Here is a 24,654-nt window from a genome sequence, read left to right as displayed (position 1 = left end):
GGTGGGCTCAGGTCTCGGTGAGGCGCAATCCGGTCTTCTTCAGGATCGCGGTGGAATAGAGGATGTCGTGGCCACGGCAGGCCGCGCCGAGCAGCGTGGCGATCTGCGCGGCCTGCTGTTCGACCTCGTGGCGCGAGCGGCCGTGCAGCATCGCGAACAGGTTGTACGGCCAGGCCGGCCGATGGCGCGGGCGGCGGTAGCAGTGGCTCACGCCGGCGAGTGCGCCGATGCGCTCGCCGAGCTGATCGACCACCGCGTCGTCGACGTCCCACACGCTCATGCCGTTGGCGGTGAAGCCGAGCTTGTAGTGGTTGGGCACCGCGCCGATGCGGCGGATCAGACCGCTCGCGAGCATCTGCGCCAGGCGCTCACGCACCTGCTCGCCGCTCACGCCGAGCATCGCGCCCACGGCTTCGTAGGGGCGCGCCACCAGCGGCAGGCCGCCTTGCGTGGCGGCGATCAGGTCGCGGTCGAAATCGTCAAGCGGCATCGCGGCGCTCCTGTGGCAGGTCGACGCCGATGGCCTCCAGCGGCAATCGCAGTTCGACAAAGAACTCGCGCTCCTTCGGGAACGCATGGACGGCCAGGCCGGTCTGTGCCTCGATGCGCTGCAGCGCGGCCAGGGCCTTGTCGGGCGACTCGGCACCGATCACGAACCACATGTTCAGCGCGTGATCGCGGCGGTAGTTGTGCGCCACCTCGGGCAGCGCGTTGACCTGCACGGCGACCGCATCGAAACGCTCCGGCGGCACGGCCATCGCCGCCAGGACGAACTGGCCACCGGCGCGCTCGATCTGGAACAGCGGGCCGAAACGCGTCAGCAGGCCGTGCGCCAGCAGGTGGTGCAGGCGCTCGATCACGGTGTCTTCGCTGCAACCGAGTTCGGCCGCCACATCGGCAAACGGCCGGTCGGTGAGCGGGAATCCGCCATGCAGGCGGCTCATCAGGCGCAGATCGTCAAGCGACAGCATCGGCAAGCTCCGGGTGGCAGGGGGTGGGCGGCAGATCGCGGAAGCGCCGCGCGCCGGTCTGCTTGAAGCGCCGGCGCGAGAACAGCACCGCGTGCGGATACGCCGCCAGGCCGCTGCGCGCGATGACACGATCCAGCACCTCGTGCACCGCCGCGCGGTCGCGGCCATGCACCATGCAATAGAGGTTGTAGGGCCAACCGGCACCGCGTTCGCGGCGATAGGCCAGCGTCACGCCGGGCTCGCGCGCCAGCGCCTCGCCGCAGGCATCGACCTGCGCGTCGGCCACGTCGAACACCGTCATCGCGTTGGCGTCGAAGCCGAGTTCGTGGTGCCGCACGATGGTGCCGAAGCGCTTGAGCGTGCCGCCGTCCAGCCAATGCTGCAGCGTGGCGAGTACCGCCGCGGACGTGCGGTTCAGCGCCTCGGCCCAGGCGTCGTAAGGCCGTGCGATCAGCGGCAGGCCATCCTCGACCAGCGCGGCCAGCGGCAGGTCGGCGCGGTCGATCGGCGCCCCGCGGCGGCCGGCCCGCATCGCGTGGCAGGCGGTGCGGTGGCGCAGATCGAAACCCAGGTCGATGCGGTAGGCACGCTGCATGCGCAGCCGCAGCGCAGTCAATCCGGTGGCCTGTTCGAGCGATTGCATCGATTGCTCCACCGCCCCGGCATCGCGGCCCGTCATCACGAACCACAGGTTGAGCGCGTGCTCGCGTTCGTAGTTGTGGTTGACGCCCGGATGCGCCGACACGATCGCCGCCACCGCCTGCATGCGCTCGGCCGGCACGGCCATCGCGGCGAGCAAGGCGGCGCCACCTGCACCGGGGCCGAACACGCCGCCGATGCGGCTGAGCGAGCCGTCGCGCTGCAAGCTGGCAAAACCTGCCAGCACGTCGGGCACGCTCAGGCCGAGTTGTGTGGCGATCAGCGCAAACGGCTCGCGCTGCAGCGGAAAGCCGTGCTGCCACGGGTTGAGCAGCGCGAGCTGGAATTGACGTGCGAGATCCATCATGTCGTCCCAGATCAGAACCCGAGCCGCGCGGCGCGGGCGGTGAAGAAGATGCCGCTCGGCGCGTCGACCGACAGCGTGGCCAGCGTGTCGAAGCTGCGGGTGTCGATCACGCTGACGCGGTTGTCGTCGCGGCTGCTGATCCACACCGCCTCGCCACGCGGCGTGAACTCCATGTGCAGCACCGCGCGGCCCGGTTCGATCGTCTTGACGATGCGCTGGCTCGGCGTGTCGATGACCTGCACGCGGTGGTAGTCGGGCACCGCGAAGTTGACCCACACCTGCCGGCCGTCGGGCCGCGCGATCACGAACACCGGCTGGCCGGCGACCGGGATGCGGCCGACCTCGGCCCAGGTCTCGATGTCGACCACCAGCACCTCGTGGCGGCCGATCGCGGGCAGGTAGGCGCGCCGGCCGGCCACCGCCCAGCCGCGCAGATGCGGCATCTTGTAGACCGGCAGCGGCTGCTCGCCACGGCCGTAGCCGCCGAGGATGCGGCGTGCCGTGGGCGTCTCGGCCCACAGGTCGACCAGCGCCAGGCCGTCCTCGCCGAACAGGCCGGCGATGTAGTGGCGGCCATCGGGCGTGACCAGCGCGTCGTAGGGCTGGCGGCCGATGCCGGGCAGCTGGGTGAGCTTCGGGTGCGTGGTGTCGCTCAGGTCGGCGATCCAGATCGCGTCGGCATCGAACAGGCTGAAGGCGAAGCGCCGGCCCGGCAGGTCGACCAGGCCGACCACCCGCGATGGCTTGGCCGCCCCGTATTCGGCCGGGATGTCGGCCAGCAGCGTGAGGGTGCGGGCATCGAACACCTTGACGCCGCCGGGCGTGTAGTTCTGCGCCGCCACCAGCGTGCCGTCGGCGCTGATGGCGCCGCCGATCGAGTTGCCGGCCTGCATCACGCGCGCCACCAGGCGGCGCTGCAGCAGGTCGACCTTGCTCAGACCGCCGTCGCGGCCGAACACGTAGGCGTGCAGGCCGTCACGCGAGAACACCACCGAGGCGTGCGACAGGTCGCCCAGCCCCGCCACTTCGCCGAGCAGCGTGCGCGCGCTGGTGTCGACGATCGCCAGCCGGCCGCTGGCACGCGCGACGATCACGCCCAGGTCGCCGGTGCCGCGTTGCGGCGCCGTGGCGCAGCCCGTCATCAGGCCGAGCGTGGAGAGGGCAGGCAACGTGGCCAGGCCGGCCAGCAGGTGTCGGCGTTTCATCGCGATGCTTTCGTCGTGTCTTCGGGGAAACCGGCCAGCAGCCGCTCGGCGATCCAGCGCGCTTCGTGCTCGTCGAGCATCGCGCGCCAGGGCGGCATCGGCGTGCCGGGGCGGCCGTGGAAGATGGTGGCGGCGATGCTGTCGAGCGGCACCTCGGCCAGCGCCTCACGGGTCAGCGCGGGGCCCAGGCCGCCGGTCAGGCGCATGCCGTGGCAGGAGCCGCAGTCCTGGCGCACCATGCGCACGAGCTGCTGCTGGCGCGCGGCGGTGGGCAGCCAGGCGGCATCGGCCGCGATCGCGGCGCAGCAGTTCCAGGCCGTCGCCATCAGGACCACGGCCACACGAAGAACGCGCCGATGGCGGCGGGGGCGATGTGGGCGGCTCATGGCTGCATGGTCACGCCGGTGGGGGCCGGGCGTCCTTGAACTGGCTTAAGGACGAACGATGGCGCGAGCGACGTCAAAAAAAGGCGAGCCCTCGCGGGCTCGCCTTTTGCCTTTTGATTGCGCGTGAGGTCGCTCGCCAGGCGTCGATCAATACACGTCGTGCTGGGTGTTGTGCACGTTGAAGTGCCCGGTCGGCGTGATCAGGCGCGGGTCCTTGATCACGGCCTTGAGCTTGAGCGTCTTGTCGTCGACGATCACCAGCGCGCTCTGCTTGTTCTTGGCCGACCAGACCGCGAACCAGACCTCGTCACCGGCCTTGTTGAACTCGGGCTGCACCACCCGCTTGGCGCCGTCGTCGCTCAGGCCCGCCCATTCGGCGATCGGCAGCGTCACATAGCCCTTGTCGAGGTTGTTGACGTCGTACACCGCCACGCTCTGCGACAGCTTCGGATCCGGGTTCAACGGCGTGTCCGAATAGAGGTGGCGGCTCTTGGGATGGCTCTTGATGAACAGCGCACCACCGCCCGGGCCCTTGAGCTTCATCACCTCCTTGAAGGCGTACTGCTTGTGGCCCTTGGGATCGGTGCCGATCAGCGAGATGGTTTCATCACCCAGGTGTCCGGTGGACCAGACCGGGCCGAACTTCGGGTGGGTGAAGTTGGCACCACGGCCCGGGTGCGGGATCTTGCCGACCTCGGTGATGGCGGCCAGCTTGCCGTCCTTGGCGTCGATGGCGGCGATCTTGTTGCTCTGGTTGGCGGCCACCATGAAGTAGCGCTTGCTCGAATCCCAGCCACCATCATGCAAGAACGGCGCCGAGCCGATCTCGGTGATCTTGAGTGCGTCGAGGTTGCTGTAGTCGACCATCAGCGTCTTGCCGGTCTCCTTGACGTTGACCACGAACTCGGGCTTGAAGTGGCTGGCCACGATCGAGGCCACACGCGGCTCGGGGTGGTATTCCTGCGTGCCCACCACCATGCCGCGGGTGCTGACGATCTTCAGCGGTTCGAGCGTGTCGCCGTTCATGATCGTGAACTGCGGCGGCCAGTAGCTGCCGGCGATCGCCAGCTTGTCCTCGTAGCCCTTGAACTTGCTGGTGTCGACCGAGCGGGCCTCGAGACCCACCCGCACCTCGGCGACGTTGTCGGGCGTGGCCATCCACAGGTCGATCATGTTGATCTTGGCGTCACGCCCGATCACGTACAGATAGCGCCCCGACGCCGAGGTGCGCGTGATGTGCACCGCATAGCCGGTCTTGACGATGTTGATGATCTTCTTGGTGTCGCCGTCGATCAGCGCCACCTCGCCGGTGTCGCGCAGCGTGGTCGAGAAGATGTTGGCGATGTTGTAGTTGTTCATCTTCTTCGTCGGGCGTTTCTCCGGCGCGATGATGACCTTCCAGGTTGCCTTGGTCTGCGCCATGCTCCATTCCGGCGGCGTCGGTGCGTCGTGCTGGATGTAGCGGGCCATGACGTCGACCGTCTTCTCGTCCATCTCGCCCGAGGTCATCCAGTTGGGCATGCCCGCGGCCGAGCCGTAGGCAATGAACACCTTGAGGTAGTCGGTGCCCTTGGCGACCGTCAGGTCCGGGGTCAGCGGCTTGCCGGTGGCGCCCTTGCGCAGCACACCGTGGCAGCCCGCACAGCGCTCGAAATAGGTCTTGCGGCCGAGGTCGAACTCGGCCTGCGTCATCGGCGGTGCCTTCGGGTTGGTGCCCTGGTACATGGCCTCGCCGGCCAGCGGCGAGCCGCCGGCCTGGTAGTTCATCTCGGGCTGGGTGATGCCCTTCTTGTCCTGCGCCTGGATGGCCGTCATGGCCAGGGCGGCCAGCGCCAGAGCGGTCAACCGGGTGATCTTGCTTGTCGTCATGGGGGTCTTCTCCGTCTCGGATCAGCGCTTGAATGGGGCTGGGCGCGGCTGCGCCAAGTCGGCTCGCAGGGCGGCTGTCCATCGTCAGGCAGCGAGCGAGCGCATCGTCGGCGTCGGTTGCGGCGCCGTCCTTGAACCAGTTCAAGGACGCACACGGCGTCGCATCTGAACATCGCCCCCACACCGAACGAGTCAACCCACTCGACCCACTCCACCCAGAAGAAGAGAAGAGGCCCGGGCCATGCGCGTGATCGACAAATCCCTGCAGTTCACCCCCGGGCCTGTGCAGGCGCCGCTGCAGCCCGTCGCAGCCGCCAGCACGGCAGCCCGTGTCACGCTGGTGGGCGCCGGCCCGGGCGACCCGGAGCTGCTCACGCTCAAGGCCCACAAGGCGCTGCGGCAGGCCACGCTGGTGCTGCACGACCACCTCGTCAGCGACGAGGTGATGGCGTTCGTGCCCGAGCACGCGCAGCGCATCTACGTGGGCAAGGAATGCGCGCGCCACACGCTGTCGCAGGAGACCATCATCGAGCGCATGGTGGCGCTGGCGCGCAGCGGCCGGCCGCTGCTGCGGCTCAAGGGCGGCGATGGCTACATCTTCGGCCGCGGCGGCGAAGAGGCGCAAGCGCTGGCCGAGGCGGGCATCCCCTTCGACGTGATCCCCGGCCTGAGCGCCGCACAGGGTGCGGCCGCCAGCGCCGGCATCCCGCTCACGCACCGCGACCACGCCGGCACGCTGGTGTTCACCACCGGCCACCTGCGGGAGAACCACGAGATCGATCTCGACTGGCCGATGCTGGCGCGGCCGCGCCAGACGGTGGTGATCTACATGGGCGTGGGCACCCTGCCGGTGATCTGCCGGCAACTGCTCGCGCACGGCCTGCCGGCCGACACGCCGGCCGCGCTGGTCGAACGCGCCACCCTGCCCGGCGAACGCTGCATCACCGGCACGCTGCTGACGCTGCCGTCACTGGCGCTCGCACATGCCGTCAAGCCGCCGGCGCTGATCATCATCGGCCAGGTGGTCGGCCTGCGGCCGCTGCTGACGCGCCTACCTGCAGCCGCTGCGCATCCAGGATGTCGGGCAGATTGAGCTCGATCCAGTCGGCCAGCGCCGCCACGCGCTGACCCACCGCCAGGCCCAGCGGCGTCAGGCTGTATTCGACATGCGGCGGCACGGTGTCGTGCGACACACGCAGCACGAAGCCATCCGCTTCGAGCCAGCGCAGCGTCTGCGCCAGCATCTTCTCGCTCACGCCGCCGACCTTGCGGCGCAGGTCGCTGAAGCGGTGCGTGCCGCCCATCAGCGCCACCAGCAGCAGCACGCCCCAGCGGCTGGTGACGTGCTTGAGCACGTCACGCGACGGGCAATCGGGCGAAAACAGCTCGCCCCGGCGCACCAGCGCCGACAAGGGGAGCGCGGCGACTTCGGATGAGGTGCGATCGGTCATGGGCACTTACCTCCAGGTACGTACTTACGGAAAGTTAGTTTGATCGCTATTCTGACAGCGTCCCTTCAACGAACCCGAAAGTTTCACCATGATCGTCATCACCGGCGCCACCGGCCAGCTCGGCCGTCTCGTCATCGAATCCCTGCTCAAGACCGTGCCCGCCAGCGAGATCGTCGCCGCCGTGCGCAGCCCCGAGAAGGCGCAGGACCTGGCCGCGCGCGGCGTGCGGGTGCGCCAGGCCGACTACAACCAGCCCGCCACGCTCGACGCCGCATTCACCGGCGCACACAAGCTGCTGCTGATCTCGTCGAGCGAAGTGGGCCAGCGCGCCCCGCAGCACCGCACCGTGATCGAGGCGGCGCAGCGTGCAGGCGTCAAGCTGATCGCCTACACCAGCCTGCTGCACGCCGACAGCTCGCCGCTGGCGCTGGCCGGCGAACACGTCGAGACCGAAGCGATGCTGCGCGCCTCGGGCCTGCCGTTCGTGCTGCTGCGCAACGGCTGGTACACCGAGAACTACGCCGCCTCCGTGCCCGCCGCGCTGGCGCACGGCGTGGTGCTGGGCAGCGCCGGGAACGGCCGCATCGCCTCGGCCGCCCGTGCCGACTACGCCGCGGCCGCAGCCGCCGTGCTGACCGCCGACAACCCGGCCGGCAAGGTCTACGAGCTGGCCGGCGACACGTCGTACACGCTGGCCGAACTGGCCGCCGAGATCGCCGCCCAGGCCGACAAGCCGGTGGCCTACAACGACATGCCGCAAGCCGCTTTCGAGGCCGCGCTGCTCGGCTTCGGCCTGCCGGCCGGCCTGGCATCGCTGCTGGCCGACTCGGACGTAGGCGCCTCCAAGGGCGGCCTGTTCGATGACAGCCACCAGCTCAGCGCGCTGATCGGCCGGCCGACGACACCGATGGCATCGACGATCGCGCAGGCGGTCAAGGGCTGATCAGCAGAGCGGGAGCCATCCCGCTCCCGGGTCGACGCCGGAGATCACTTCGCTGCGCGAACCTTCTCGACCGCCGCGTACATCTCCTGCACCACCGGGCCGAGTTCCTTGGTGTACTTCTCGATCACCGGCTTGGCACGCTCGCGCATCTTGGCGAGTTCTTCCGGCGGCAGTTCGTGCACGGTCATGCCGAGCTTCTTGAGTTCACCCAGCACCTTCGCCGCTTCGTCACGCGCCACCTTGCGCTGGAACACCGCCGTTTCCATCGCGGCGTCACGCAGGATCTTCTGCTCGACCGGCGAGAGCTTGTCCCAGAACTTCTTGCTCACGATCACCGCCTGCGGCGTGTACATGTGGTTGGTGATCGTCAGGTGCTTGGAGACCTCGTTGTACTTGCCGTCGAGGATGTTGAGCAGCGGATTGGTCATGCCGTCGATCGCCCCCTGCTCCAGCGCGGTGTAGGTCTCGGTGAAGGGCATCGGCACCGGCGAGGCGCCCAGCGCCTTCATGAAGTCGACGTAGATCGGCGTCGGGATCACGCGCATCTTCAGGCCCTTGAAGTCGTCGGCCTTGGCGATCGGACGCTTGAGCGTGTGCATCTGGCGAAAGCCCAGGTCCCAGTACGCCAGGCCGACCAGACCGCGCTCCTGCAGCTTGTCGAGCAGCTTCTGGCCGATCGGGCCGTCGGCGATGGCGTCGGCCTCACGCGTGTTGTTGAACATGAACGGGAAGTCGAAGATCGCCATCTCCTTGGCGTTGCCGGCCAGCAGGCTGGCGTTCATCACCGTCATCTCCATCGTGCCGCCCTGCATGGCCGAGACCGTCTGCAGATCCGGCCCCAGCGTGCCGCCGGGGAAAGGCTTGACGCTCAGCTTGCCGCCGCTCTTCTGGGCGACCAGTTCGGCGAACTTCTCGACCCCGATCACCTGCGGATGGCCCTTGTTGCTGGCCGAGGGGAACTTGATGGTGCGGGTCTCGATGTCGGCGGCGTGGCTCAGGCCGGACGCGAACAACGCAGCGGTCAGAAGCGAAAGAGAAATGCAGCGGCGAACCATGTTCATGGAAAGTCTCCAGGTCGGTGAGTGAAAGGGATCAGAAAGAGGCTTGCGGTCAGAGCGACTGCAGGCCCAGGCGGACATCGGACAAGTCCGTTTTCAAGGTCTCGGCAATGGCGTCCATGCCGAAGAAGGACAGGTAGTGCGGCACTTGCTGCACCAGCATCTCGAAGCCCGGATGCGCCTCGATGCCACGTTCGGCGCAGGCGCGCAGCAAGGGCGTGGGTTGCGGCTTCATCAGGATGTCGACCACCTTGGCGCGGGCGTCGAGGCGGCGCACGTCGAACGGCAGCGGGTCGTCGGCGCGCAGGCCCAGCGGGGTGGCGTTGATCACCAGGTCGAAACCTTCCGGGTCGGCGGATTGCACGCTGATACGGCCGTCATCGCCGTCAGCCAGTCGGCCGGCCAGTTCGGTGGCGCGCGAGCCCAGGTCGTGCAGCGCCAGTCGGGCCACGCCGTGGTCGAGCAGGGCCGCGGCGATCGCGGCGCCCGCGCCACCGGCGCCCAGCAGCAGCACGCGCAGGCCGCGCGGCTCGATGCCGAAGTGACGCAGCGCGCCGACCAGGCCGAGGCCGTCGAACAGCGCGCCTTCGAGCTCGCCGTTAGCCTGCCGGCGCACCGCGTTGACCGATTGCGCCGCGCGGGCGCAGGCGTCCATGCGGGCCAGTTCCGACACCAGCGTGGTCTTGTGCGGGATCGTCAGCCACAGGCCGTCGATGTTGCCGGCCGCCAGCACCGCGTGGGCGAAAGCCGAGAGGCAGTCTGCCCGCACCTGCGCCGGCACCAGCACCGCATCGACGCCGAAGCGCTGGAACACGCGGTTGAAGATCTGCGGCGCCTGCACCTGGGCGACCGGGTCGCCGAGCACCATGAAGACGCGTGTGCTGCCTGAAATCGTCATTTGGGAAGGAGGTCCGGTCGGGGTTGTTCGGGTCTGGGTTCACTGTAGGCAGCGGCCCGGTCCGGAACAAGATGGAGCCTGTTCGCGCTGACCGATAATCGGACAATGTTGTCCGATCAACGGTTGAAATAATGGTTTATCCCAGGTCTACCCCAGTGGCTGACGCAGCCGATGCCTCGCTCGGTTCAGGCCTGAGCAGCCACGGCGGCGATTTCGACTTCCCGATCGACCCGGCCGACCTCATCGTCGGCCTGGGCCGCGGGCTGGCGGTGATCGAATCGTTCGACGACGAACACGCGCGCATGACCTGCGCCCAGGTCTGCCAGCGCACTGCCATACCGCGCACCGCCGTGCGGCGGCATCTGCTCAGCCTGTGCCATTACGGCTACGCCGCCACCGACGGCAAGCACTTCTGGCTGACGCCGCGGGTGCTGCGCCTGGGCCAGAGCTATCTGGAAGGCGCACGGCTGCCACGGCTGGTGCAGCCCTTCATCCAGCGTCTGTCGATGGCCACCGGCGAGACCGTCAACGTCAGCGTGCTCGACGGCCACGAGGTGGTCTACGTGGCGCGCAGCAACAGCCCGCGGGTGGTGTCGATCGGCTTTCACGCCGGGGCGCGTGTGCCGGCCCATGTGGTCAGCCCGAGCCGCGTGCTACTCGCCACCTTGAAGGATGACGCGCTGCTGCACTGGGTCGCCACGCACGAGTTCGCAGGTTTCACCGCCAGCACCGTGGTGACGGCCGAGAGCTTCACCGAGGAGGTCCGGCTGGCGCGTCATCAGGACCACTGGATGTCGGTCGGCCAGCTCGACGTCGGCCTGACCGGCGTGTCCACCGTGCTGCGTGATCGCTACGGCGAGTGCAAGGCCGCGCTGGGCATGACCTTGCAGAGCGCCGCCTGGCCGCCCGAGCAGATCGTCGCCCGGCTGGTGCCGGCGCTGCTGGAGACGGCGCAGACGCTGCGCCCGGTGATCTGAGCGCGGCGCCTCAGGCGCCGTCGGCGTCGAGGCGCCGATCGACGTCCTGCGAGAAACGCGTGATGAACATCAGCGCGCGCACCTGTGCGGTGGCGGCGGGCCAGTCGTGGCGTTCGTCGATCAGCACGGCCATCTCGTCGAGCAAGGTGCGCTGACGCGCGGCCACCTGGTCGGCCAGTCCTTCGACAGCGGCCAGCGTGCGGGCCTCGTCGAGCGATTCGCGCCACGCCATCTGCTGCATCAGGAAGGCGGCCGGCATCGCGGTGTTGTTCTCGGCACCGATCGCCTGGCCATTGAGTTCGCACAGATAGGCGGCGCGCTGGAGCGGATCCTTCAGGCGCCGATAGGCCTCGTTGACACGGATCGCCCATTGCATCGCCACTCGTTGAGCGGCCGCCCCTTCGGCCACGAAACGATCCGGGTGCACCTCGCCCTGCAGCGCTTTCCAGCGTGCGTCGAGCCGGGCTCGATCGAGAGAGAAGCTCGCCTCGATGCCGAACAGCTCGAAGTCGTTGTCGTCGATCCTCATGGGCGTGTGCGCCAGCGCGCGGCGTGCTCAGAGGTCATCGGCGAGGGCCTCGACGGCGATCAACTGCTGGCGCAAGGACCAGCGTGCGCGCCAGCCGCCGGGTTGATCGTAGAGCGTGTCGGGCGCATCCACGGCCATCAGCGCGTGCTGCTCGCCTTCGTAGAAACGCCATTGCCCGCCGCGCTGGCGCAAGGCCGCGCGGCAGGCGTCGACCAGGCGCACCGGCTGCGGCGCATAGAGGCCGGGCTCCTGCAGGTAGTCGGCGCGGTACAGCAGCGTGTCCCAGCCGGACTGCGTGCCGAGCGCGCAGATGGCGGGGTGGCGCTGTTCGATGCCGATGGCAGCGGGGCTTTCGTCGAACAGATCGAGCAGCTCGCTCGCGCTGGCGCAATCCCAGATCGCGTGGGCAGCGAGGCGGTCGTCCGCGGCCACCTTGTTCAACAGGTCTTCTTCGTCGAAGGCGAACCAGGCATGCGGCTCGCCTTGCGGCGGCACTTCAACGACATAGATCATTGCTTCACGGCCTCTTTCGATTCGATGCCGCGCGGGGTCAATCGGCGCCGTCGGCGAACACCTTCTGCCAGACCGCATGGCGCATGCGCTCGGTCACGGCATGGGCGCTGCCATCGAAGGTGTCGTGGGCACGCCGCAAGGCGGCCTGCGCCACCGACGCCTCGGGCATCGTCAACGGAATGCGCCCGGCCATGTGCGTGGCCTTGGGCACCGCCTTCAGGATCGCCTGCCGATTCGGATGCTCGTCGAGCACCACCAGTTCACGCACCTCGGGGCGGCCCTCCAGGCACAGCCAACCATCGATGATCTCGACCTTGCGGTCGTCGGACAGGTACTTGACGAGCACGGGTTCCATCTCGAACTCCTCGAAACATGACAAGGACGTCTTCGTTGCAACGAGCGGGGCTCGGATTGCCGGGACCGATGGCCTGACTTACGGGCCAGCGCCGGGCCGCCCCAAGCAGGCCCGGCGTCCCCTCGGGGGGCCGACACTCATCGGATGATGTCGTAGGAGTAGTCGGTCTTGCCGGGGACGATGGTGTTCGCGTCCAGCGTCTCGAAGAACTCGTCGAGGAACATGATCAGCGTGCGCAGCGCACCGTCATAACCCCAGATCGGGTAACGGTGGTAGTGGTGGCGATCGAAGATCGGGAACACCATGCGGATCAGCGGCGTGCCGGTGTCGCGCTCGAGGTACTTGCCGTAGGTGTTGCCGATCAGGAAGTCGACCGGCTCCGTGAACAGCAGCGAGCGCATGTGCCAGAGGTCGCGCTTCGGGTACACCTTGCAGCCCGCGCCGTAGGGCGATGCATCGAGCAGCGCCTGGACCTTGGCGGCCCATTCGTTGCTGCCATTGGTAGCCAGCACGTGAGCCGGTTCGGCACCGAGTTCAAGCAGGAACTGGGTCAGGCCCAGCATCATGTCCGGATCGCCGTACAGCGCATAACGCTTGCCGTGCAGGTGGGCCTGGCTGTCGGCCATCGCGTCGACCAGCTGGCCGCGCTCCTTCTCCAGCACAGCGGGCACGGGCTTGCCGGTCAGGCGTGACAGGGCCATCACGAAGGCATCGGTGCCGGCCACGCCGATGGGGCTGTTGAGCACCACGACTTCCTGGCCCTTTTCCTTCAGGTACTTGATGGTCTTTTCGCAGCTGTATTCCTGGAAGACGATCGTCGCCTTGGCGTTCAGGGCACGCTCGACCTGGGCCTTGGTGGTGCCACCTTCGTACATGCGGAACTGGCCGTCGGTGGGCGTGTTCCAGGTCTCCGACGGATCGCACAGCACGGTGTAGTCGGCACCGAACAGGTCGAAGATGCGCTTGATCTCCAACATGTTGCCGACCACGAAACCGTCGAAGCCACCGATGAAGTTGATGCTCTCGTCAGGCACGCGCTCGAGCTTGGGCGCCGTGCCGGCCTTGCCGTCCCAGAAGTGCTGCAGGATGCCGAGCAGGGCGTTGTCGTAGCCGGTCACGTGGCTGCCGACGAAGGCCGGCGTGTGCGCGAAAGGCACGTCGAACTCGGCCGGCACGCTGCCCTTTTCCTTCGAGGTCTTGATGAAGGCGTTCAGGTCGTCACCGATGACCTCGGCCATGCAGGTGGTCGACACCGCGATCATGTCGGGCTTGTACAGGTTGTACGAGTTGGCCAGGCCGTCGATCATGTTGTTGAGGCCACCGAACACGGCGGCGTCTTCGGTCATCGAGGAAGACACGCACGAGGTCGGCTCCTTGAAGTGACGCGAGAAGTGCGAGCGGTAGTAGGCCACGCAGCCTTGCGAACCGTGCACGAAGCTCAGGGTCTTGTGGAAACCGTTGGCCACGAACACCGCACCCAGCGGCTGGCAGGCCTTGGCCGGATTGACGGTCAGCGCTTCACGGGCGAAGTTCTTGTCCTTGTACTCGGCGCTCTTGGTCCAGTCGCGGATCTCGGCGACCTTGGTGTCGGAATGGTTGAACTCGAATTCGGCCTTCTTGGAGGCAAACAGCTCCTGGTACTCCGGCTCGCGGAAGAGCATTTCGTGGTCGATGACCTTGTCGGCGTTTTGCGGCATGGTGGGACTCCGTTGGATCAGGTTCAGAGAATTGATCGGTGCTTGCAGCGAGGGCGGCCGGCCCTCGCCGGGCCGCCCCAAGAGGGCCACTCCCCCTTGGGGGGACGACGCCTCTGGCGTCTAGGGGGTCAGCTCTTCCACGGGGCCTTGGCAAGTGCCCAGACAGGGCTCGAAATCGCCATGTCCATGTCGCGCGCGAAGATCGCGAAGCCGTCATAGCCGTGGTACGGGCCCGAGTAGTCCCAGCTGTGCATCTGGCGGAACGGCACGCCCATCTTCTGGAAGACGTACTTCTCCTTGATGCCCGAGCCGACCAGGTCGGGCTGCACCTTCTCGACGAACTTCTCGAACTCGTAGCCCGTCACGTCGTCATAGATCAGCGTGCCGTCCTTGATGTAGTGGGTGGTGCGCTGGTAGTCGTCGTTGTGGCCGAACTCGTAGCCGGTGCCGACCACGTTCATGCCCAGGTCCTCGTAGGCGCCGATGACGTGGCGTGGGCGCAGGCCGCCGACGAACAGCATCACGGTCTTGTCGAGCAGGCGCGGCTTGTACTTGGCGATCACCGCGTCGACCAGCGGGCGGTACTTGGCGATAACCTCTTCAGCCTTGGCCTTGATCGTGTCGTCGAAGTGGGCCGCGATCTCGCGCAGGCTCTTCTCGATCATGGTCGGGCCGAAGAAGTTGTACTCGACCCAGGGCACGCCGTACTTCTCTTCCATGTGCCGGCTGATGTAGTTCATCGAGCGGTAGCAATGCAGCACGTTGAGCTTGGCCTTGGGGGTGTTTTCCAGCTCGGCGATGGTGCCGTCGCCGGACCACTGGGCGATCACGCGCAGGCCCATCTCTTCGAGCAGGATGCGGCTCGACCAGGCATCGCCACCGATGTTGTAGTCGCCGATGATGGCCACGTCGTACGGGGTCGAGACGAAGTCGGGGCGCTTGTTGGGGTCGACCTTGTCGAACACCCAGTCCCGGATCGCGTCGTTGGCGATGTGGTGGCCGAGCGATTGCGACACGCCACGGAAACCCTCGCAGCGCACCGGCACGATGGTGTGGCCGTCGTGTTCCTTGGCCTTCTTCTTCGACACCGCCTCGATGTCGTCGCCGATCAGGCCGATCGGGCATTCGCTCTGGATCGAGATGCCCTTGTTCAGCGGGAACAGGACCTGGATCTCGTCGATGATCTTGTCGAGCTTCTTGTCGCCGCCGAAGACGATGTCCTTCTCCTGGAAGTCGGAGGTGAACTGCATCGTCACGAAGGTGTCGATGCCGGTGGTGCCGATGTAGTAGTTGCGCCGGGCGGCCCAGCTGTACTGGCCACAGCCGACGGGTCCGTGGGAGATGTGGATCATGTCCTTGATGGGGCCCCACACCACGCCCTTGGAGCCGGCGTAGGCACAGCCACGGATGGTCATCACGCCGGGGAGCGACTTGATGTTGGACTTGACGCCGCAATCGGGCTTGCCTTCCTCGAACTGGCCGAGGTGCTTGGCACGGCGCTTGGCCATCTTTTCGGGATAGGCCTTCAGGACTTCGTCAATCAAGGCCTTGTTGGTGGCCTTGCGCTCTTCTACGGTGATGCTCATGGTGGGGTGCTCCGGAAAGCGGTCGAAAGGAGATGCTTTCGGGACGGCAGCGTGGCGCGATGCGGACACACCGCCGTCCATGGCTCACTCGGTGAGCCTTTGGTTCTGGATCAGGCGACGAGTTCGGCAGCCGACTTGCCGACCTGGCTTTCGTCGACCGCCTTCATGATCCCGTGCTCCATCAGCAGGTCTTCGAGCTGATCCATCGTGATGGGGGTGGGGATCGTGCCGTTGCCGGCGTTGTTGTGGATCTTCGAAGCCAGCGTGCGGTACTCCTGCGCCTGCTTGGATTCCGGCGCGTACTCGAGCACCGTCATGCGACGCAGTTCCGCGTGTTGAACGATGTTGTCGCGCGGCACGAAGTGGATCAGCCTGGAGCCGAGCATCTTGGCCAGCGAGTCGGCCAGCTCGAGTTCCTTGTCGGTCTGGCGCTCGTTGCAGACCAGGCCGCCCAGGCGCACGCCGCCCGAGTTGGCGTACTTCAGGATGCCCTTGGAGATGTTGTTGGCCGCGTACATGGCCATCATCTCGCCCGACATCACGATGTAGATCTCCTGCGCCTTGTTCTCGCGGATGGGCATGGCAAAACCACCGCACACCACGTCGCCGAGCACGTCGTAGGACACGTAGTCCACGCCGTCATAGGCGCCGTTTTCCTCGAGGAAGTTGATCGAGGTGATCACGCCGCGGCCGGCGCAACCGACACCCGGCTCCGGGCCACCGGATTCGACGCAACGGATGTCCTTGTAGCCGACCTTCATCACGTCCTCGAGCTCGAGGTCCTCGACCGAACCGGCCTCGGCGGCCAGCGACAGGATGGTGTCCTGGGCCTTGGCGTGCAGGATCAGGCGGGTCGAGTCGGCCTTGGGATCACAGCCGACGATGAGGATCTTCTGGCCCAGGTCGCTCAATGCAGCCAGGGTGTTCTGCGAGGTGGTGGACTTGCCGATGCCACCTTTGCCGTAGAAGGCGATTTGCCGAAGTGCAGCCATTTGGTTTCTCCGATCCGTTGAAGGATTCAAAAGGGACGTTGAGATGACGTGAGAGTCGTCGCGATCTCGATGCAGCCTTTGGCGCCTCTATCGGTCTTCTTATGAAGCCCGCCGGGGCAGACATGGGTTCCGCGCAGAGCTCCTTTCGCAACCTGCGTGCCACCCCGTGAGAACTCATGCAAGTGATTGTTTTCACGAGAGAAACCTTCTCTTTCAGGTGTCGACGGAGGGCTCGTGGAGATTGTTTGAAAGCCGACAAATCAGGGCTTTCCAGCGTCGCTCGACAACGGCAAAAACCAGGCGTCGGCGCCCTTGCTCGTAGACGGATCACGCGCGCGAGCCGTGCGACACGGGCTGGTACGGGGGTTGCAGTAGTTGCTGCATGAACCAGCCCGTCCTGCCATTGATCAGCAATCCGCATGACCTGCGACTGGACGGGCATGACGACGCCTTGCGTGCCGAGCCGGATGCGGCCTTCTACAAGGTGGCCGACTTCCTGCGCAATGCCGATGCAACCTGAATCGACCCTTTCCCGATCGACTCCCCACCCCTGAAGAAAGACCTCACCATGACGACCATCGACCAAACCGCACTCGGCCGCCTCGAGGCCGAAGGCCGCCTGCTCAACAGCGTGCTGAAGGGTCCGACCCGGAAGGCCGGACGCATCGGCTTTCGTGGTGATATCGCCTTGAAGTTCGCAGCCAAGCGCGCCGACGAAGCACGCCCGCCCGAAGTCAGCAGCGACCAGGTGATTGCCGCCGCGCAGGAAGGCGAATCGCACATCGCCTTCCTGAGCGCGTTCCTGCTCAGCTTCGAGCACCTGAAGATGCTGGCCGAGGTGCTGGGCGATGCGCTGTCGCCGAAGGGCAAGTACTTTCTCTTCTGCGACAACATCGACATCTCCAAGCGCTACCAGGTCGAGTTCGGCGGCGCCAGCTTCTACATCCTGCCGATCGACGAAGCGACGGTCTACAACGAGACGCTTGAACTGCTCTATCTCGAGAAGACCGAACTCAAGCGCCTCGACACCGCCGGCAAGGTGGATGCGATCGCCGACAAGGCCGCGGGTTTCAGCCAGAGCTTTCCGAAGATCAGCTACGAAGAAGGCCTGGCCTTGATGGGCCCGGTGCGCAACCTCTACGAAAACCGCCCCGTGTGAACCATGCCGGCGCCGGTGCCTTCCGTGCCTTCCGCGATGGGCCGGGCACGCCTGTTCGAGCACGCGCCGGGCGCCTACCCGGCCCTGGCGATGGCACGGGGATCGCGCTGATCCGCGCTCACGCCTTCATTCGTCATCTGCCACAGGAACCCGCCATGCCGCTGTACGACTACCACTGCAAGGCCTGCGATGCCGCGTTCGAACTGCTGGTGCGCTCCGGCACCGTGCCGACCTGCCCGAGCTGTGCCTCGACCGAGCTGGTGCGCGCGGTCTCGCGCATCGCCCCGGCCGGCAAGATCGAAGCCATCCGCATGGCCAACCGCCGCATGGCCGATGCCCAGGGCCACTTCAGCAACCTCGGCGCGGGCGAACGCGCCAGGCTGCTGAAGTCGAAGTAGCCACCTCGCCGCTGACGCGAACCGCCCCCCCTTTTTCTCGATCGAAGGACTCCCGATGGACCTCGTCTACAAAGCCCGGATGCTGACCCAGGGCGGCCGCAGCGGCACGATCCAGAGCGAAGACGGCAGCGTCAGGATCAAGCTTGCCGTGCGCGCCACCACCGATCCCGGTGGCGGCTACCTGTGCGAGGTCGATCCGGTGGCGCGCTACGTTGCGGTCACCAGCCCCAACGGCACGCTGGTGCACGAGGCCACCTTCTACAAGGACCTCGCTGCGATCGAACGCGCGGGCATCAAGGCGGCGTTGGTGCCGGGCAGTCATCCGTGGGGCAAGGCGTCGGACGGGTTTTAGCCCACCGCCTGCGGCACTCGGGGTCGACGACCGGCTTGATCCCGCAAGAGGCGTCAACGGCGCGGATCGTGGCCTTGTACAGCCGCAGTATCGTCGGCTGGGAAGCTCGGAATCGGGGTTCAGTGCGGCCGAGGTGTGTCGGCTGCGACCTGGTTGCGGCCACCCTGCTTGGCGAGATAAAGGCCGCGATCGGCCCGGTCGAAAAGGCTTTCCACCGACTCACCCGGCTCGCCAACCGCGACGCCGATCGATGCTGTGACCTGCAGGTCGGCCCTCGTCGCTGACCAGTCGTTGCCTTCGATCGCCGCGCGCACCCGCTCCACGACATGCTTCGCTTCCTCGAGGCGCGCAGCCCCGGGCAGGATCATCAGGAACTCCTCGCCGCCCACTCTGCCGACGAGGTCTGGCTTGCGCAATGCGGTTCTCATCAGCTGGGCCACCGACCGTAAGACCGCGTCGCCCATCGGGTGGCCATACAGGTCGTTGATGCGCTTGAAGTGGTCGATGTCCAGCATCGCCACCGAGAAGCTGACGCCGTTGCGGCTGCAGCGTTCACGTTCCTCAGCCAGCGCGGCCTGCATGCGGCGCCGGTTGGGCAGGCCCGTCAACTCGTCCCGTTCAGCCAGTTGCTCGACACGCAACAGCGCGGCGGCCAGGCGTTCGTGGCTGTCGTTGAGTTCCATGCGCAGCGCCATGCCGGCCAGGTTGATGCTGGCGCCTTTGACCAGCGTCCAGAGCAGAAACATCCCGCTGAGCGCTTGCTGCGCCGCGGTGTCGGCGGGGATCGTCAGCCGGCCGCCGTGGGCAGCCACCACCGCGAAGGAGGCCACCGCAGCCACCATGCAAAGCGAAAGCAGGCCGCCCGGCGCAAGGCGCAGCGCCGCGGTCGGGATGATCACGATCACCGTCATCAGCATCAGGGCCATGAGTGGCGGATCGAACAATGCCACGCCCAGCGTCACAACCAGTGCCGACCCGGCCTGCACGATCACCAGCCGAGGGTCGTCCAAGCGCCCTCCGCCGAAGCGGTGCACCAGGACGGCGCCCCCACCGGCGACCACCAGTCCTGTACCAGCGATCCACATCGGAGAGGCCCAGTTGCCGGCGCCGAACGCGCAAAACAATGCCATGAGGCCCGCATCGATGAGGTAGAACACCAGCACAGCGATACAGGTGCGGAAGTCGTTCAAAGTTTGGGCCACCGTGCGAACGCCGCGCCAGTCGGGTCTCGCGTCTGGTGAGAGGGGGGTGGACGTTGGTTGCATCTTCACCGCATATCGGACTCCGGCGCGAGATCTTGACGGACGCAGGTCTTGGCGTCGAAGGTTGCCGCCAGCGCTCAGGCCGCTTGCAACTGCGGCGCACGGGCCTGCAGACCCAGGTCGTCGGCGCCGCAGCGCAAGGGGTGCAATCCGGAACTCCCGCACAGTCGAGCAAAGTGTCCCTCAATCGTTCAGCGCAGCCGCCTGCAACAACCGCGTGTGACTCGCCGGCTCGTTTTGAACCTGCGCCGCGAACACCCGCACGCAGCGGCTCGCTGCAGCGAAATAGCGCGGGTCGTTGACCTGCCGGCCGAGCGCCTGCAGGGCCAGCGCGGCGGTGCCGTTGCCTGACGGCGTGGCGGTGTCCAGGCCCGGCTTCGGGCGATGGATCAGCGCCGGCGCGTCATGCGGCGTGAAGAAGAAACCGCCGTCCGCCGGGTCTTCAAATTGCGTCAGCAGCGCCTCGGCAATCGCCACCGCAAACGGCAGGTCGTCGGCCTGCGGGTCGGCGGCATGCAGGGCCAGCACGGCTTCGAGCATGAAGGCGTGATCGTCGAGAAAGCCGTGTTGACCGGGCATCGCGAGCAGCCGCCCGTCGACCCAGCGCTCGCTGCGGATCAGCGCCAGCGCCCGACGCGCAGCGGCGATCCAGTCGGCGCGCTCGCAGACCGCGGCGGCGCGCGCCAGGCCGGTGATCATCAGCGCGTTCCAGGCGGTGAGCTGCTGCTCGTTGCGGGCCGGGTGTTCGCGCTGGTCGCGTGCGGCCAGCAGCTTGGTGCGGGCCGAGGCGATGAGTTCTTCGACCATCTCCTCGGGCCGGTGCAGCAGCAACGCCAGATCGGCGGCCGGCCGGGCGACGTGCAACTGCCAGTATCTGCCCTCGAAATCGGGTGCGTCCACCAGGCCCCAATGGGCGGCGCAGACATCCCATTCGTCGGGTGACAGCGCCAGCCGCAGCGGCTCGCTTTCCCAGACATAGACGCGGCCTTCGCGGCCCTGCGCGTCGTCGGCGGCGAGCGAGGCGTGGAAGCCGCCGTCGGCGGCCTGCATCTCGCGCAGCGCCCAGCCGGCGGTCTCGTCGACCATGCGGCGAAACAGCGACTCGCCGGTGAGCGCGAATGCGTCGGCATAGAGCGCCAGCAGCAAGGCGTTGTCACACAGCATCTTCTCGAAGTGCGGCACGCGCCAGCGGGCGTCGACGCTGTAGCGGAAGAAGCCGCCGCCGATCTGGTCGCAGATGCCGCCTTCGGCCATCTTGGCCAGCGTGTCGAGCGCCATGTGCAGGGCGGCCGGGTCGTCCTCGTCACGGCCGCGGCGCAGCAGGAAAGCCAGGTCGGTGGGGTGGGCGAACTTGGGCACCGTGCCGAAGCCGCCGTTCTCGGCATCGAAGGCGCTGCCGAGCTGCTCGCAGGCCTGGTCGCGCACGCGGGCATCGAGCACGGCGCGCGGGTCGGCGCGCGGCAGGGTCTCGGCCAGTGCATCCAGCAGCGCGGCGTCCTGGCGCGCCAGGTCGGCACGGCGCTCGCGCCAGACCTTGCCGACCGAGCCGAGCACGTCGCGCAGGGATTGCTGGCCTTCATTGGCCTCGGCCGGGAAATAGGTGCCGCTGTAGAAGGGCACGCCCTGCGGCGACAGGAAGACGTTCAGCGGCCAGCCGCCGCCGCTGCGGCGCAGCAGGCTGTGGGCCTGCTGGTAGATCTGGTCGAGGTCGGGGCGCTGTTCGCGGTCGACCAGGATGCTGACGAAACCTTCGTTCATCAGCGCGGCGGTGGCCGGGTCGGCAAACGATTCGCGCGCCATCACGTGGCACCAGTGGCAGGCGGCGTAGCCGATCGACAGCAGGATGGGCTTGTCTTCGGCGCGGGCCTTGGCGAGCGCTTCCTCGCCCCAGGGGTACCAGTCCACCGGGTCGCGTGCGTGCTGGCGCAGGTAGGCGGATGACGGGTCGGCGAGGCGGTTGGGCATGGTGTGCGGTGTGCTGTCAGTTTTGCGACAAAGCGATGGCGGCCACGGCGGCACGATGGCGCAGGGATCCCGACGGGCAGGAAGCATGCCATCCGGGACGGGCCCGGCACAGCGCAATCCCCCGAACACGGGCTGCCGGCGGCTCGCCGGGTGTCGTTGCGCAATCAGACCGGTAATCGCAATGGCGTGATCATGTGTCGATGCCGGTCAACAGGCCGTAAGTCGGGCTCCGTACAAACCCTTCCCACCGAGCCCTTTGACTTGTCTGCCCCATGAAAAGAACGACCTTTCAAGCCCCCTCCGTCCGTCGCTGGTTGGCGCTTGCCGCCGCGACCGTGCTGCTGAGCGCGTGCGGCAGCGACACCGCCAAGCCGACCGCCCCGCAAGCCGCCGTGATCGCGGCCGAAGCCGCGCAGAAGCCGCCGGCGATCACGGCCCAGCCGCAACCGGCCACCGTGGTCAGCGGCGGCAGCGCCAGGTTCAGCGTCACCGCCACCGGCGAGGCGCTGAGCTATCAATGGCTGAGCAACGGCCAGCCGCTGCCCAAGGCCGACGGCCCGAGCTTCACCACCCATGCTGCATCGATCACCGATTCGGGCACGCAATACACCGTGCGGATCAGCAACGGCAACGGCGAAGTCGTCAGCCAGGCCGCGGTGCTGACCGTCTCCGAGGCGATGTTCTCGAACTGAGCCCGGCCTGAGGGCCGATCGTGGTGATGGCGTGGGGTGGTGGCTTGGCGTGATGGCGCCGCGGCCTGCGGTGCCAGAATCGCGCCATGCAGGCGCCCTCCCCACCCACGAAACAACCCCGCAATCCGCTGCACGGCCTGACGCTGGAGAACATCGTCAGCGCGCTGGTGGCGCAGTACGGCTGGGCCGGCCTGGGCGAGCGCGTGCCGGTGCGCTGCTTCATCAGCGAGCCCAGCATCGCGTCGAGCCTCAAGTTCCTGCGCAAGACGCCGTGGGCGCGCGAGAAGGTCGAGAGCCTCTACCTCTACATGCTGCGCGACGTGCGCCGCGAGGCGGCCTTCCGGCCGGCGGCGTCGACGGTCACGCCCGCCCAGGTGCCGCCGGACACGTCGACCTGAACCAACCGCGCCGCGGGCGCCACGGGAGCCACGAGATGCCGATGCAACGCCGCCACCTGATCGCGCTCGGTCTGGCCTGGCCGGCGCTGGCCAGCCGCACCGCACGGGCCGCCGAGGGCGACGACGTCGCCAGCGCCTTGCGCACCGGCGGCGTGGTGCTGGTGATGCGCCACGCGCTGGCGCCGGGCAACTTCGATCCGCCCGGCTTCCGGCTCGGCGATTGCAGCACCCAGCGCAACCTGAGCGACGAGGGCCGCGCCCAGGCCCGGCGCATCGGCGAGTGGTTCAAGGCCCGCCAGCTGCAGCCCGCGCGGGTGCGCACGAGCCCCTGGTGCCGCTGTGTCGACACCGCCCGGCTGGCCTTCGGCGCGGCCGACGAATGGGCCGCGCTGGGCTCGCCGCGTGCCGGCAGCGCGAGCGCCAACGCCGATCACCTGCGCCAACTGCGCCAGGCGCTGGTGGCCGGATCGGCGCGGCCGGGCGGTTTCGAGGTCTGGGTCACGCACAACTTCGTGCTGGCGGACCTGGTCGGCGGCGCGGCCGGCTCCGGCGAGGGCCTGGTGCTCAAGGCCGACGCCGGCGGCGCGCCGCAGGTGCTGGCGCGGCTGAACGTGAACTGATTCAGACCCGGCTCAGCAGCTCCGCCTTCTTGGCTGCGAATTCCTCGTCGCTCAGGATGCCCTTGGCGCGCAGGTCGGCCAGCCGCTCGATGGTGGCGAACACGTCCTGGGTGGCTGCAGGCGCGTACGCCGGCGCGCTGTTGTCGGGCTGATACGGCGCCGGTGCGGGTGCCGGAGCAGGCGCGGGCTGCGCCCAGACCGGCCCGCCGTTGGCCCAGACCACCGGCAGGCTCGCGACGTCGATCAGGCCATATTGGCTCGAAAAGCTCAGCGAACCGCCCACCGACTGCTGCTGCGAGAAACCACCGATCTGGTGGTCGAGCGTGTCGTAGACCGTGACGTTGCCGCCCACGTCGATCGCCAGCCGGCGCGCCTGCGAGAAGTACGCGTAACGCACGCCGTTCTGCGAGCCGGTGCTGTTGGGCCAGCGCAGGTCGGACGGCCACCAGTCGCCGCCGGTGCCCGGTGCCGGCGGCACGAACAGGCTGGCCGCGCCGAAACCGTTGCCCGGGTTGTTGCCTTGGCCGCTGTGGCTGGTCTGCACCTGGCCGTAACCGCCACCGCTGCCCTGGCTCTGCGACTGGAAACTGCCGGTGCGCACCAGGTCGGGCTGATTCGCCACCAGGTTCGACAACTCCGAGCACAAACCGTCGACACGGCCCTTGAGGTAGTTGTTGAACATGTCCGACACCATCGTCATGCCGCCGCGCATCCACTGGCCCGAGCCGGAGAACTCGGGATGGTTGAACTGCGCCATGCTGCCGTTGCCGTTGATGACGGCGTCGAGCATGCTCATCGTCGCGTCCACGCTGAAGCCGTGGCGCTGGGCGATGCCGTTGATGATGTCCTGGCCGGCCGGTGAGAGTTGTCGCATGGGTCAATCCGAATCGATGAAATATCTCGCCGATTCTGAGGCCTCAGCACAAACCCTGAGCAAATGGATTTCTGAACCGGCGGTCGAGGCGGCTCCGATGACCCATCGCCCAGCCCGTCACAGGCCGGGCAGGGTCGCTCAATAACCCACTTCAAACCAGCCCGGCTGCTTGCGCCGCAGCGCCTGCAGCAGCGCCATCGTCTGTGGCACCAGGCCGTTGACGGCATACCAGATCTCCTCGCGGCGCGGCTGAATGCCGTTGCGCAACTTGTCGTGCAGCGCGGCCCAGCCGCCCCAGTCGACCTGCAGCAAGCCCTGGTGCAAGGCGGGAGTCACGTTGCCCAGGGTGTGCGCCATGATGAGCAGCTGCGCCTCGACCGCACGCAGCGTGAGCGTGCTGGCGAACAGCTCGTCCTCGCCCTGCATCTCGCGCGTCAGCAGGCCGATCGAGCGGCCGGTTTCCATCACGATCTCGTACAGCGAACGGTGATACATCGG

At 67.4% G+C, this 24,654-nt stretch carries 29 protein-coding genes; 10 read left to right on the top strand and 19 right to left on the bottom strand.

The genetic code is table 11. The features are described 5' to 3' along the window. Positions 1-7: 7 nt before the first annotated feature. From ahbB (LCHO_RS07220) to LCHO_RS07195, 6 genes are all read right to left on the bottom strand, one after another. Positions 8-490, bottom strand: coding sequence for a siroheme decarboxylase subunit beta (ahbB, locus tag LCHO_RS07220; RefSeq protein ID WP_012346477.1), 483 nt, complete (start codon positions 488-490; stop codon positions 8-10). Beyond that, the gene (locus LCHO_RS07215) at positions 480-971 is read right to left on the bottom strand and encodes an Lrp/AsnC family transcriptional regulator (RefSeq protein WP_012346476.1); all 492 of its coding nucleotides are present in this window, start codon (positions 969-971) and stop codon (positions 480-482) included. The genes ahbB (LCHO_RS07220) and LCHO_RS07215 overlap by 11 nt, the downstream gene beginning before the upstream one ends. Further along, the gene (gene ahbB, locus LCHO_RS07210) at positions 958-1,974 is read right to left on the bottom strand and encodes a siroheme decarboxylase subunit beta (RefSeq protein WP_012346475.1); all 1,017 of its coding nucleotides are present in this window, start codon (positions 1,972-1,974) and stop codon (positions 958-960) included. The genes LCHO_RS07215 and ahbB (LCHO_RS07210) overlap by 14 nt, the downstream gene beginning before the upstream one ends. A 14-nt stretch (positions 1,975-1,988) precedes the next feature. Beyond that, a complete protein-coding gene (locus LCHO_RS07205; RefSeq protein ID WP_012346474.1) occupies positions 1,989-3,182 on the bottom strand; it encodes a cytochrome D1 domain-containing protein in 1,194 nt (397 codons plus the stop codon). Beyond that, the gene (locus LCHO_RS07200) at positions 3,179-3,508 is read right to left on the bottom strand and encodes a c-type cytochrome (protein ID WP_012346473.1); all 330 of its coding nucleotides are present in this window, start codon (positions 3,506-3,508) and stop codon (positions 3,179-3,181) included. The genes LCHO_RS07205 and LCHO_RS07200 overlap by 4 nt, the downstream gene beginning before the upstream one ends. A gap of 207 nt (positions 3,509-3,715) precedes the next feature. Further along, entirely contained in the window at positions 3,716-5,437 is a 1,722-nt protein-coding gene (locus LCHO_RS07195) for a nitrite reductase (protein WP_012346472.1), read from the bottom strand. Between the two features lie 241 nt (positions 5,438-5,678). Here LCHO_RS07195 and cobA point away from each other — a divergent pair, with 241 nt between their 5' ends. Beyond that, complete coding sequence (gene cobA / locus LCHO_RS07190) at positions 5,679-6,530, top strand: uroporphyrinogen-III C-methyltransferase (RefSeq protein WP_012346471.1); 852 nt, start codon at positions 5,679-5,681, stop codon at positions 6,528-6,530. Here cobA and LCHO_RS07185 read toward each other — a convergent pair. After that, on the bottom strand, positions 6,448-6,888 hold the full coding sequence (locus LCHO_RS07185; protein ID WP_012346470.1) for a winged helix-turn-helix transcriptional regulator: 441 nt from the start codon (positions 6,886-6,888) through the stop codon (positions 6,448-6,450). The genes cobA and LCHO_RS07185 overlap by 83 nt on opposite strands. An 88-nt stretch (positions 6,889-6,976) precedes the next feature. Here LCHO_RS07185 and LCHO_RS07180 point away from each other — a divergent pair, with 88 nt between their 5' ends. Further along, positions 6,977-7,831: an SDR family oxidoreductase gene (locus tag LCHO_RS07180; protein WP_012346469.1), complete on the top strand. Its 855-nt coding sequence runs from the start codon at positions 6,977-6,979 to the stop codon at positions 7,829-7,831. A 44-nt stretch (positions 7,832-7,875) separates the two neighbouring features. Here LCHO_RS07180 and LCHO_RS07175 read toward each other — a convergent pair whose 3' ends face one another. Further along, positions 7,876-8,892: a TRAP transporter substrate-binding protein gene (locus tag LCHO_RS07175; protein ID WP_012346468.1), complete on the bottom strand. Its 1,017-nt coding sequence runs from the start codon at positions 8,890-8,892 to the stop codon at positions 7,876-7,878. 49 nt (positions 8,893-8,941) lie between these two features. Continuing rightward, positions 8,942-9,787 (bottom strand): shikimate dehydrogenase family protein, encoded by an 846-nt coding sequence (locus LCHO_RS07170; protein WP_043703990.1) that lies wholly within the window; start codon positions 9,785-9,787, stop codon positions 8,942-8,944. Positions 9,788-9,942: 155 nt separating this feature from the next. Here LCHO_RS07170 and LCHO_RS07165 point away from each other — a divergent pair, with 155 nt between their 5' ends. Next, complete coding sequence (locus LCHO_RS07165; protein ID WP_223210516.1) at positions 9,943-10,764, top strand: IclR family transcriptional regulator domain-containing protein; 822 nt, start codon at positions 9,943-9,945, stop codon at positions 10,762-10,764. Between the two features lie 10 nt (positions 10,765-10,774). On the opposite strand, the gene hscB is transcribed toward LCHO_RS07165, so the two are convergent. The 6 genes from hscB to nifH form a co-directional block, all read right to left on the bottom strand. After that, complete coding sequence (gene hscB, locus LCHO_RS07160) at positions 10,775-11,293, bottom strand: Fe-S protein assembly co-chaperone HscB (RefSeq protein ID WP_012346465.1); 519 nt, start codon at positions 11,291-11,293, stop codon at positions 10,775-10,777. 27 nt (positions 11,294-11,320) lie between these two features. Then, positions 11,321-11,806, bottom strand: coding sequence for a hypothetical protein (locus tag LCHO_RS07155; RefSeq protein ID WP_012346464.1), 486 nt, complete (start codon positions 11,804-11,806; stop codon positions 11,321-11,323). 37 nt (positions 11,807-11,843) lie between these two features. Continuing rightward, complete coding sequence (locus LCHO_RS07150) at positions 11,844-12,161, bottom strand: hypothetical protein (RefSeq protein ID WP_012346463.1); 318 nt, start codon at positions 12,159-12,161, stop codon at positions 11,844-11,846. 137 nt (positions 12,162-12,298) lie between these two features. Continuing rightward, a complete protein-coding gene (gene nifK / locus LCHO_RS07145; protein WP_012346462.1) occupies positions 12,299-13,858 on the bottom strand; it encodes a nitrogenase molybdenum-iron protein subunit beta in 1,560 nt (519 codons plus the stop codon). 128 nt (positions 13,859-13,986) lie between these two features. Further along, positions 13,987-15,444: a nitrogenase molybdenum-iron protein alpha chain gene (gene nifD / locus LCHO_RS07140; protein WP_012346461.1), complete on the bottom strand. Its 1,458-nt coding sequence runs from the start codon at positions 15,442-15,444 to the stop codon at positions 13,987-13,989. A 110-nt stretch (positions 15,445-15,554) separates the two neighbouring features. Further along, entirely contained in the window at positions 15,555-16,436 is an 882-nt protein-coding gene (gene nifH, locus LCHO_RS07135) for a nitrogenase iron protein (RefSeq protein ID WP_012346460.1), read from the bottom strand. 382 nt (positions 16,437-16,818) lie between these two features. Between nifH and LCHO_RS23655 the strand changes: the two genes are divergently transcribed. The 4 genes from LCHO_RS23655 to LCHO_RS07120 all read left to right on the top strand — a co-directional run bounded on the left by LCHO_RS23655 (position 16,819) and on the right by LCHO_RS07120 (position 18,345). After that, the gene (locus tag LCHO_RS23655; RefSeq protein WP_012346459.1) at positions 16,819-16,956 is read left to right on the top strand and encodes a hypothetical protein; all 138 of its coding nucleotides are present in this window, start codon (positions 16,819-16,821) and stop codon (positions 16,954-16,956) included. Between the two features lie 48 nt (positions 16,957-17,004). Next, positions 17,005-17,595: a hypothetical protein gene (locus tag LCHO_RS07130; RefSeq protein WP_012346458.1), complete on the top strand. Its 591-nt coding sequence runs from the start codon at positions 17,005-17,007 to the stop codon at positions 17,593-17,595. 155 nt (positions 17,596-17,750) lie between these two features. Further along, positions 17,751-17,993: an FmdB family zinc ribbon protein gene (locus LCHO_RS07125; RefSeq protein ID WP_012346457.1), complete on the top strand. Its 243-nt coding sequence runs from the start codon at positions 17,751-17,753 to the stop codon at positions 17,991-17,993. 55 nt (positions 17,994-18,048) lie between these two features. Then, the gene (locus LCHO_RS07120) at positions 18,049-18,345 is read left to right on the top strand and encodes a hypothetical protein (RefSeq protein WP_012346456.1); all 297 of its coding nucleotides are present in this window, start codon (positions 18,049-18,051) and stop codon (positions 18,343-18,345) included. 119 nt (positions 18,346-18,464) lie between these two features. On the opposite strand, the gene LCHO_RS22025 is transcribed toward LCHO_RS07120, so the two are convergent. Both LCHO_RS22025 and LCHO_RS07110 read right to left on the bottom strand, forming a co-directional pair. Next, positions 18,465-19,535, bottom strand: coding sequence for a GGDEF domain-containing protein (locus LCHO_RS22025; RefSeq protein WP_190274838.1), 1,071 nt, complete (start codon positions 19,533-19,535; stop codon positions 18,465-18,467). A 255-nt stretch (positions 19,536-19,790) separates the two neighbouring features. After that, positions 19,791-21,572 carry a thioredoxin domain-containing protein gene (locus LCHO_RS07110; RefSeq protein WP_012346454.1) on the bottom strand — a complete coding sequence of 594 codons (1,782 nt, stop codon included), beginning with the start codon at positions 21,570-21,572 and terminating at the stop codon, positions 19,791-19,793. Positions 21,573-21,886: 314 nt separating this feature from the next. Here LCHO_RS07110 and LCHO_RS07105 point away from each other — a divergent pair, with 314 nt between their 5' ends. From LCHO_RS07105 to LCHO_RS07095, 3 genes are all read left to right on the top strand, one after another. Continuing rightward, positions 21,887-22,264, top strand: coding sequence for an immunoglobulin domain-containing protein (locus LCHO_RS07105; protein WP_043703989.1), 378 nt, complete (start codon positions 21,887-21,889; stop codon positions 22,262-22,264). Between the two features lie 86 nt (positions 22,265-22,350). Further along, positions 22,351-22,662 (top strand): VF530 family protein, encoded by a 312-nt coding sequence (locus LCHO_RS07100; protein WP_012346452.1) that lies wholly within the window; start codon positions 22,351-22,353, stop codon positions 22,660-22,662. Positions 22,663-22,697: 35 nt separating this feature from the next. Beyond that, entirely contained in the window at positions 22,698-23,282 is a 585-nt protein-coding gene (locus tag LCHO_RS07095; protein WP_012346451.1) for a histidine phosphatase family protein, read from the top strand. Between the two features lies 1 nt (position 23,283). On the opposite strand, the gene LCHO_RS07090 is transcribed toward LCHO_RS07095, so the two are convergent. Then, positions 23,284-24,156: an SHOCT domain-containing protein gene (locus LCHO_RS07090; protein ID WP_012346450.1), complete on the bottom strand. Its 873-nt coding sequence runs from the start codon at positions 24,154-24,156 to the stop codon at positions 23,284-23,286. Between the two features lie 138 nt (positions 24,157-24,294). Next, the gene (locus tag LCHO_RS07085; RefSeq protein ID WP_012346449.1) at positions 24,295-24,651 is read right to left on the bottom strand and encodes a ribonuclease HepT family protein; all 357 of its coding nucleotides are present in this window, start codon (positions 24,649-24,651) and stop codon (positions 24,295-24,297) included. Positions 24,652-24,654: the final 3 nt, after the last annotated feature.

This window comes from Leptothrix cholodnii SP-6, from assembly GCF_000019785.1.
Lineage (GTDB): Bacteria > Pseudomonadota > Gammaproteobacteria > Burkholderiales > Burkholderiaceae_C > Sphaerotilus > Sphaerotilus cholodnii.
Note: the sequence above shows the minus strand (reverse complement) of the source record. Positions and strands in the feature narration are given on the sequence as shown.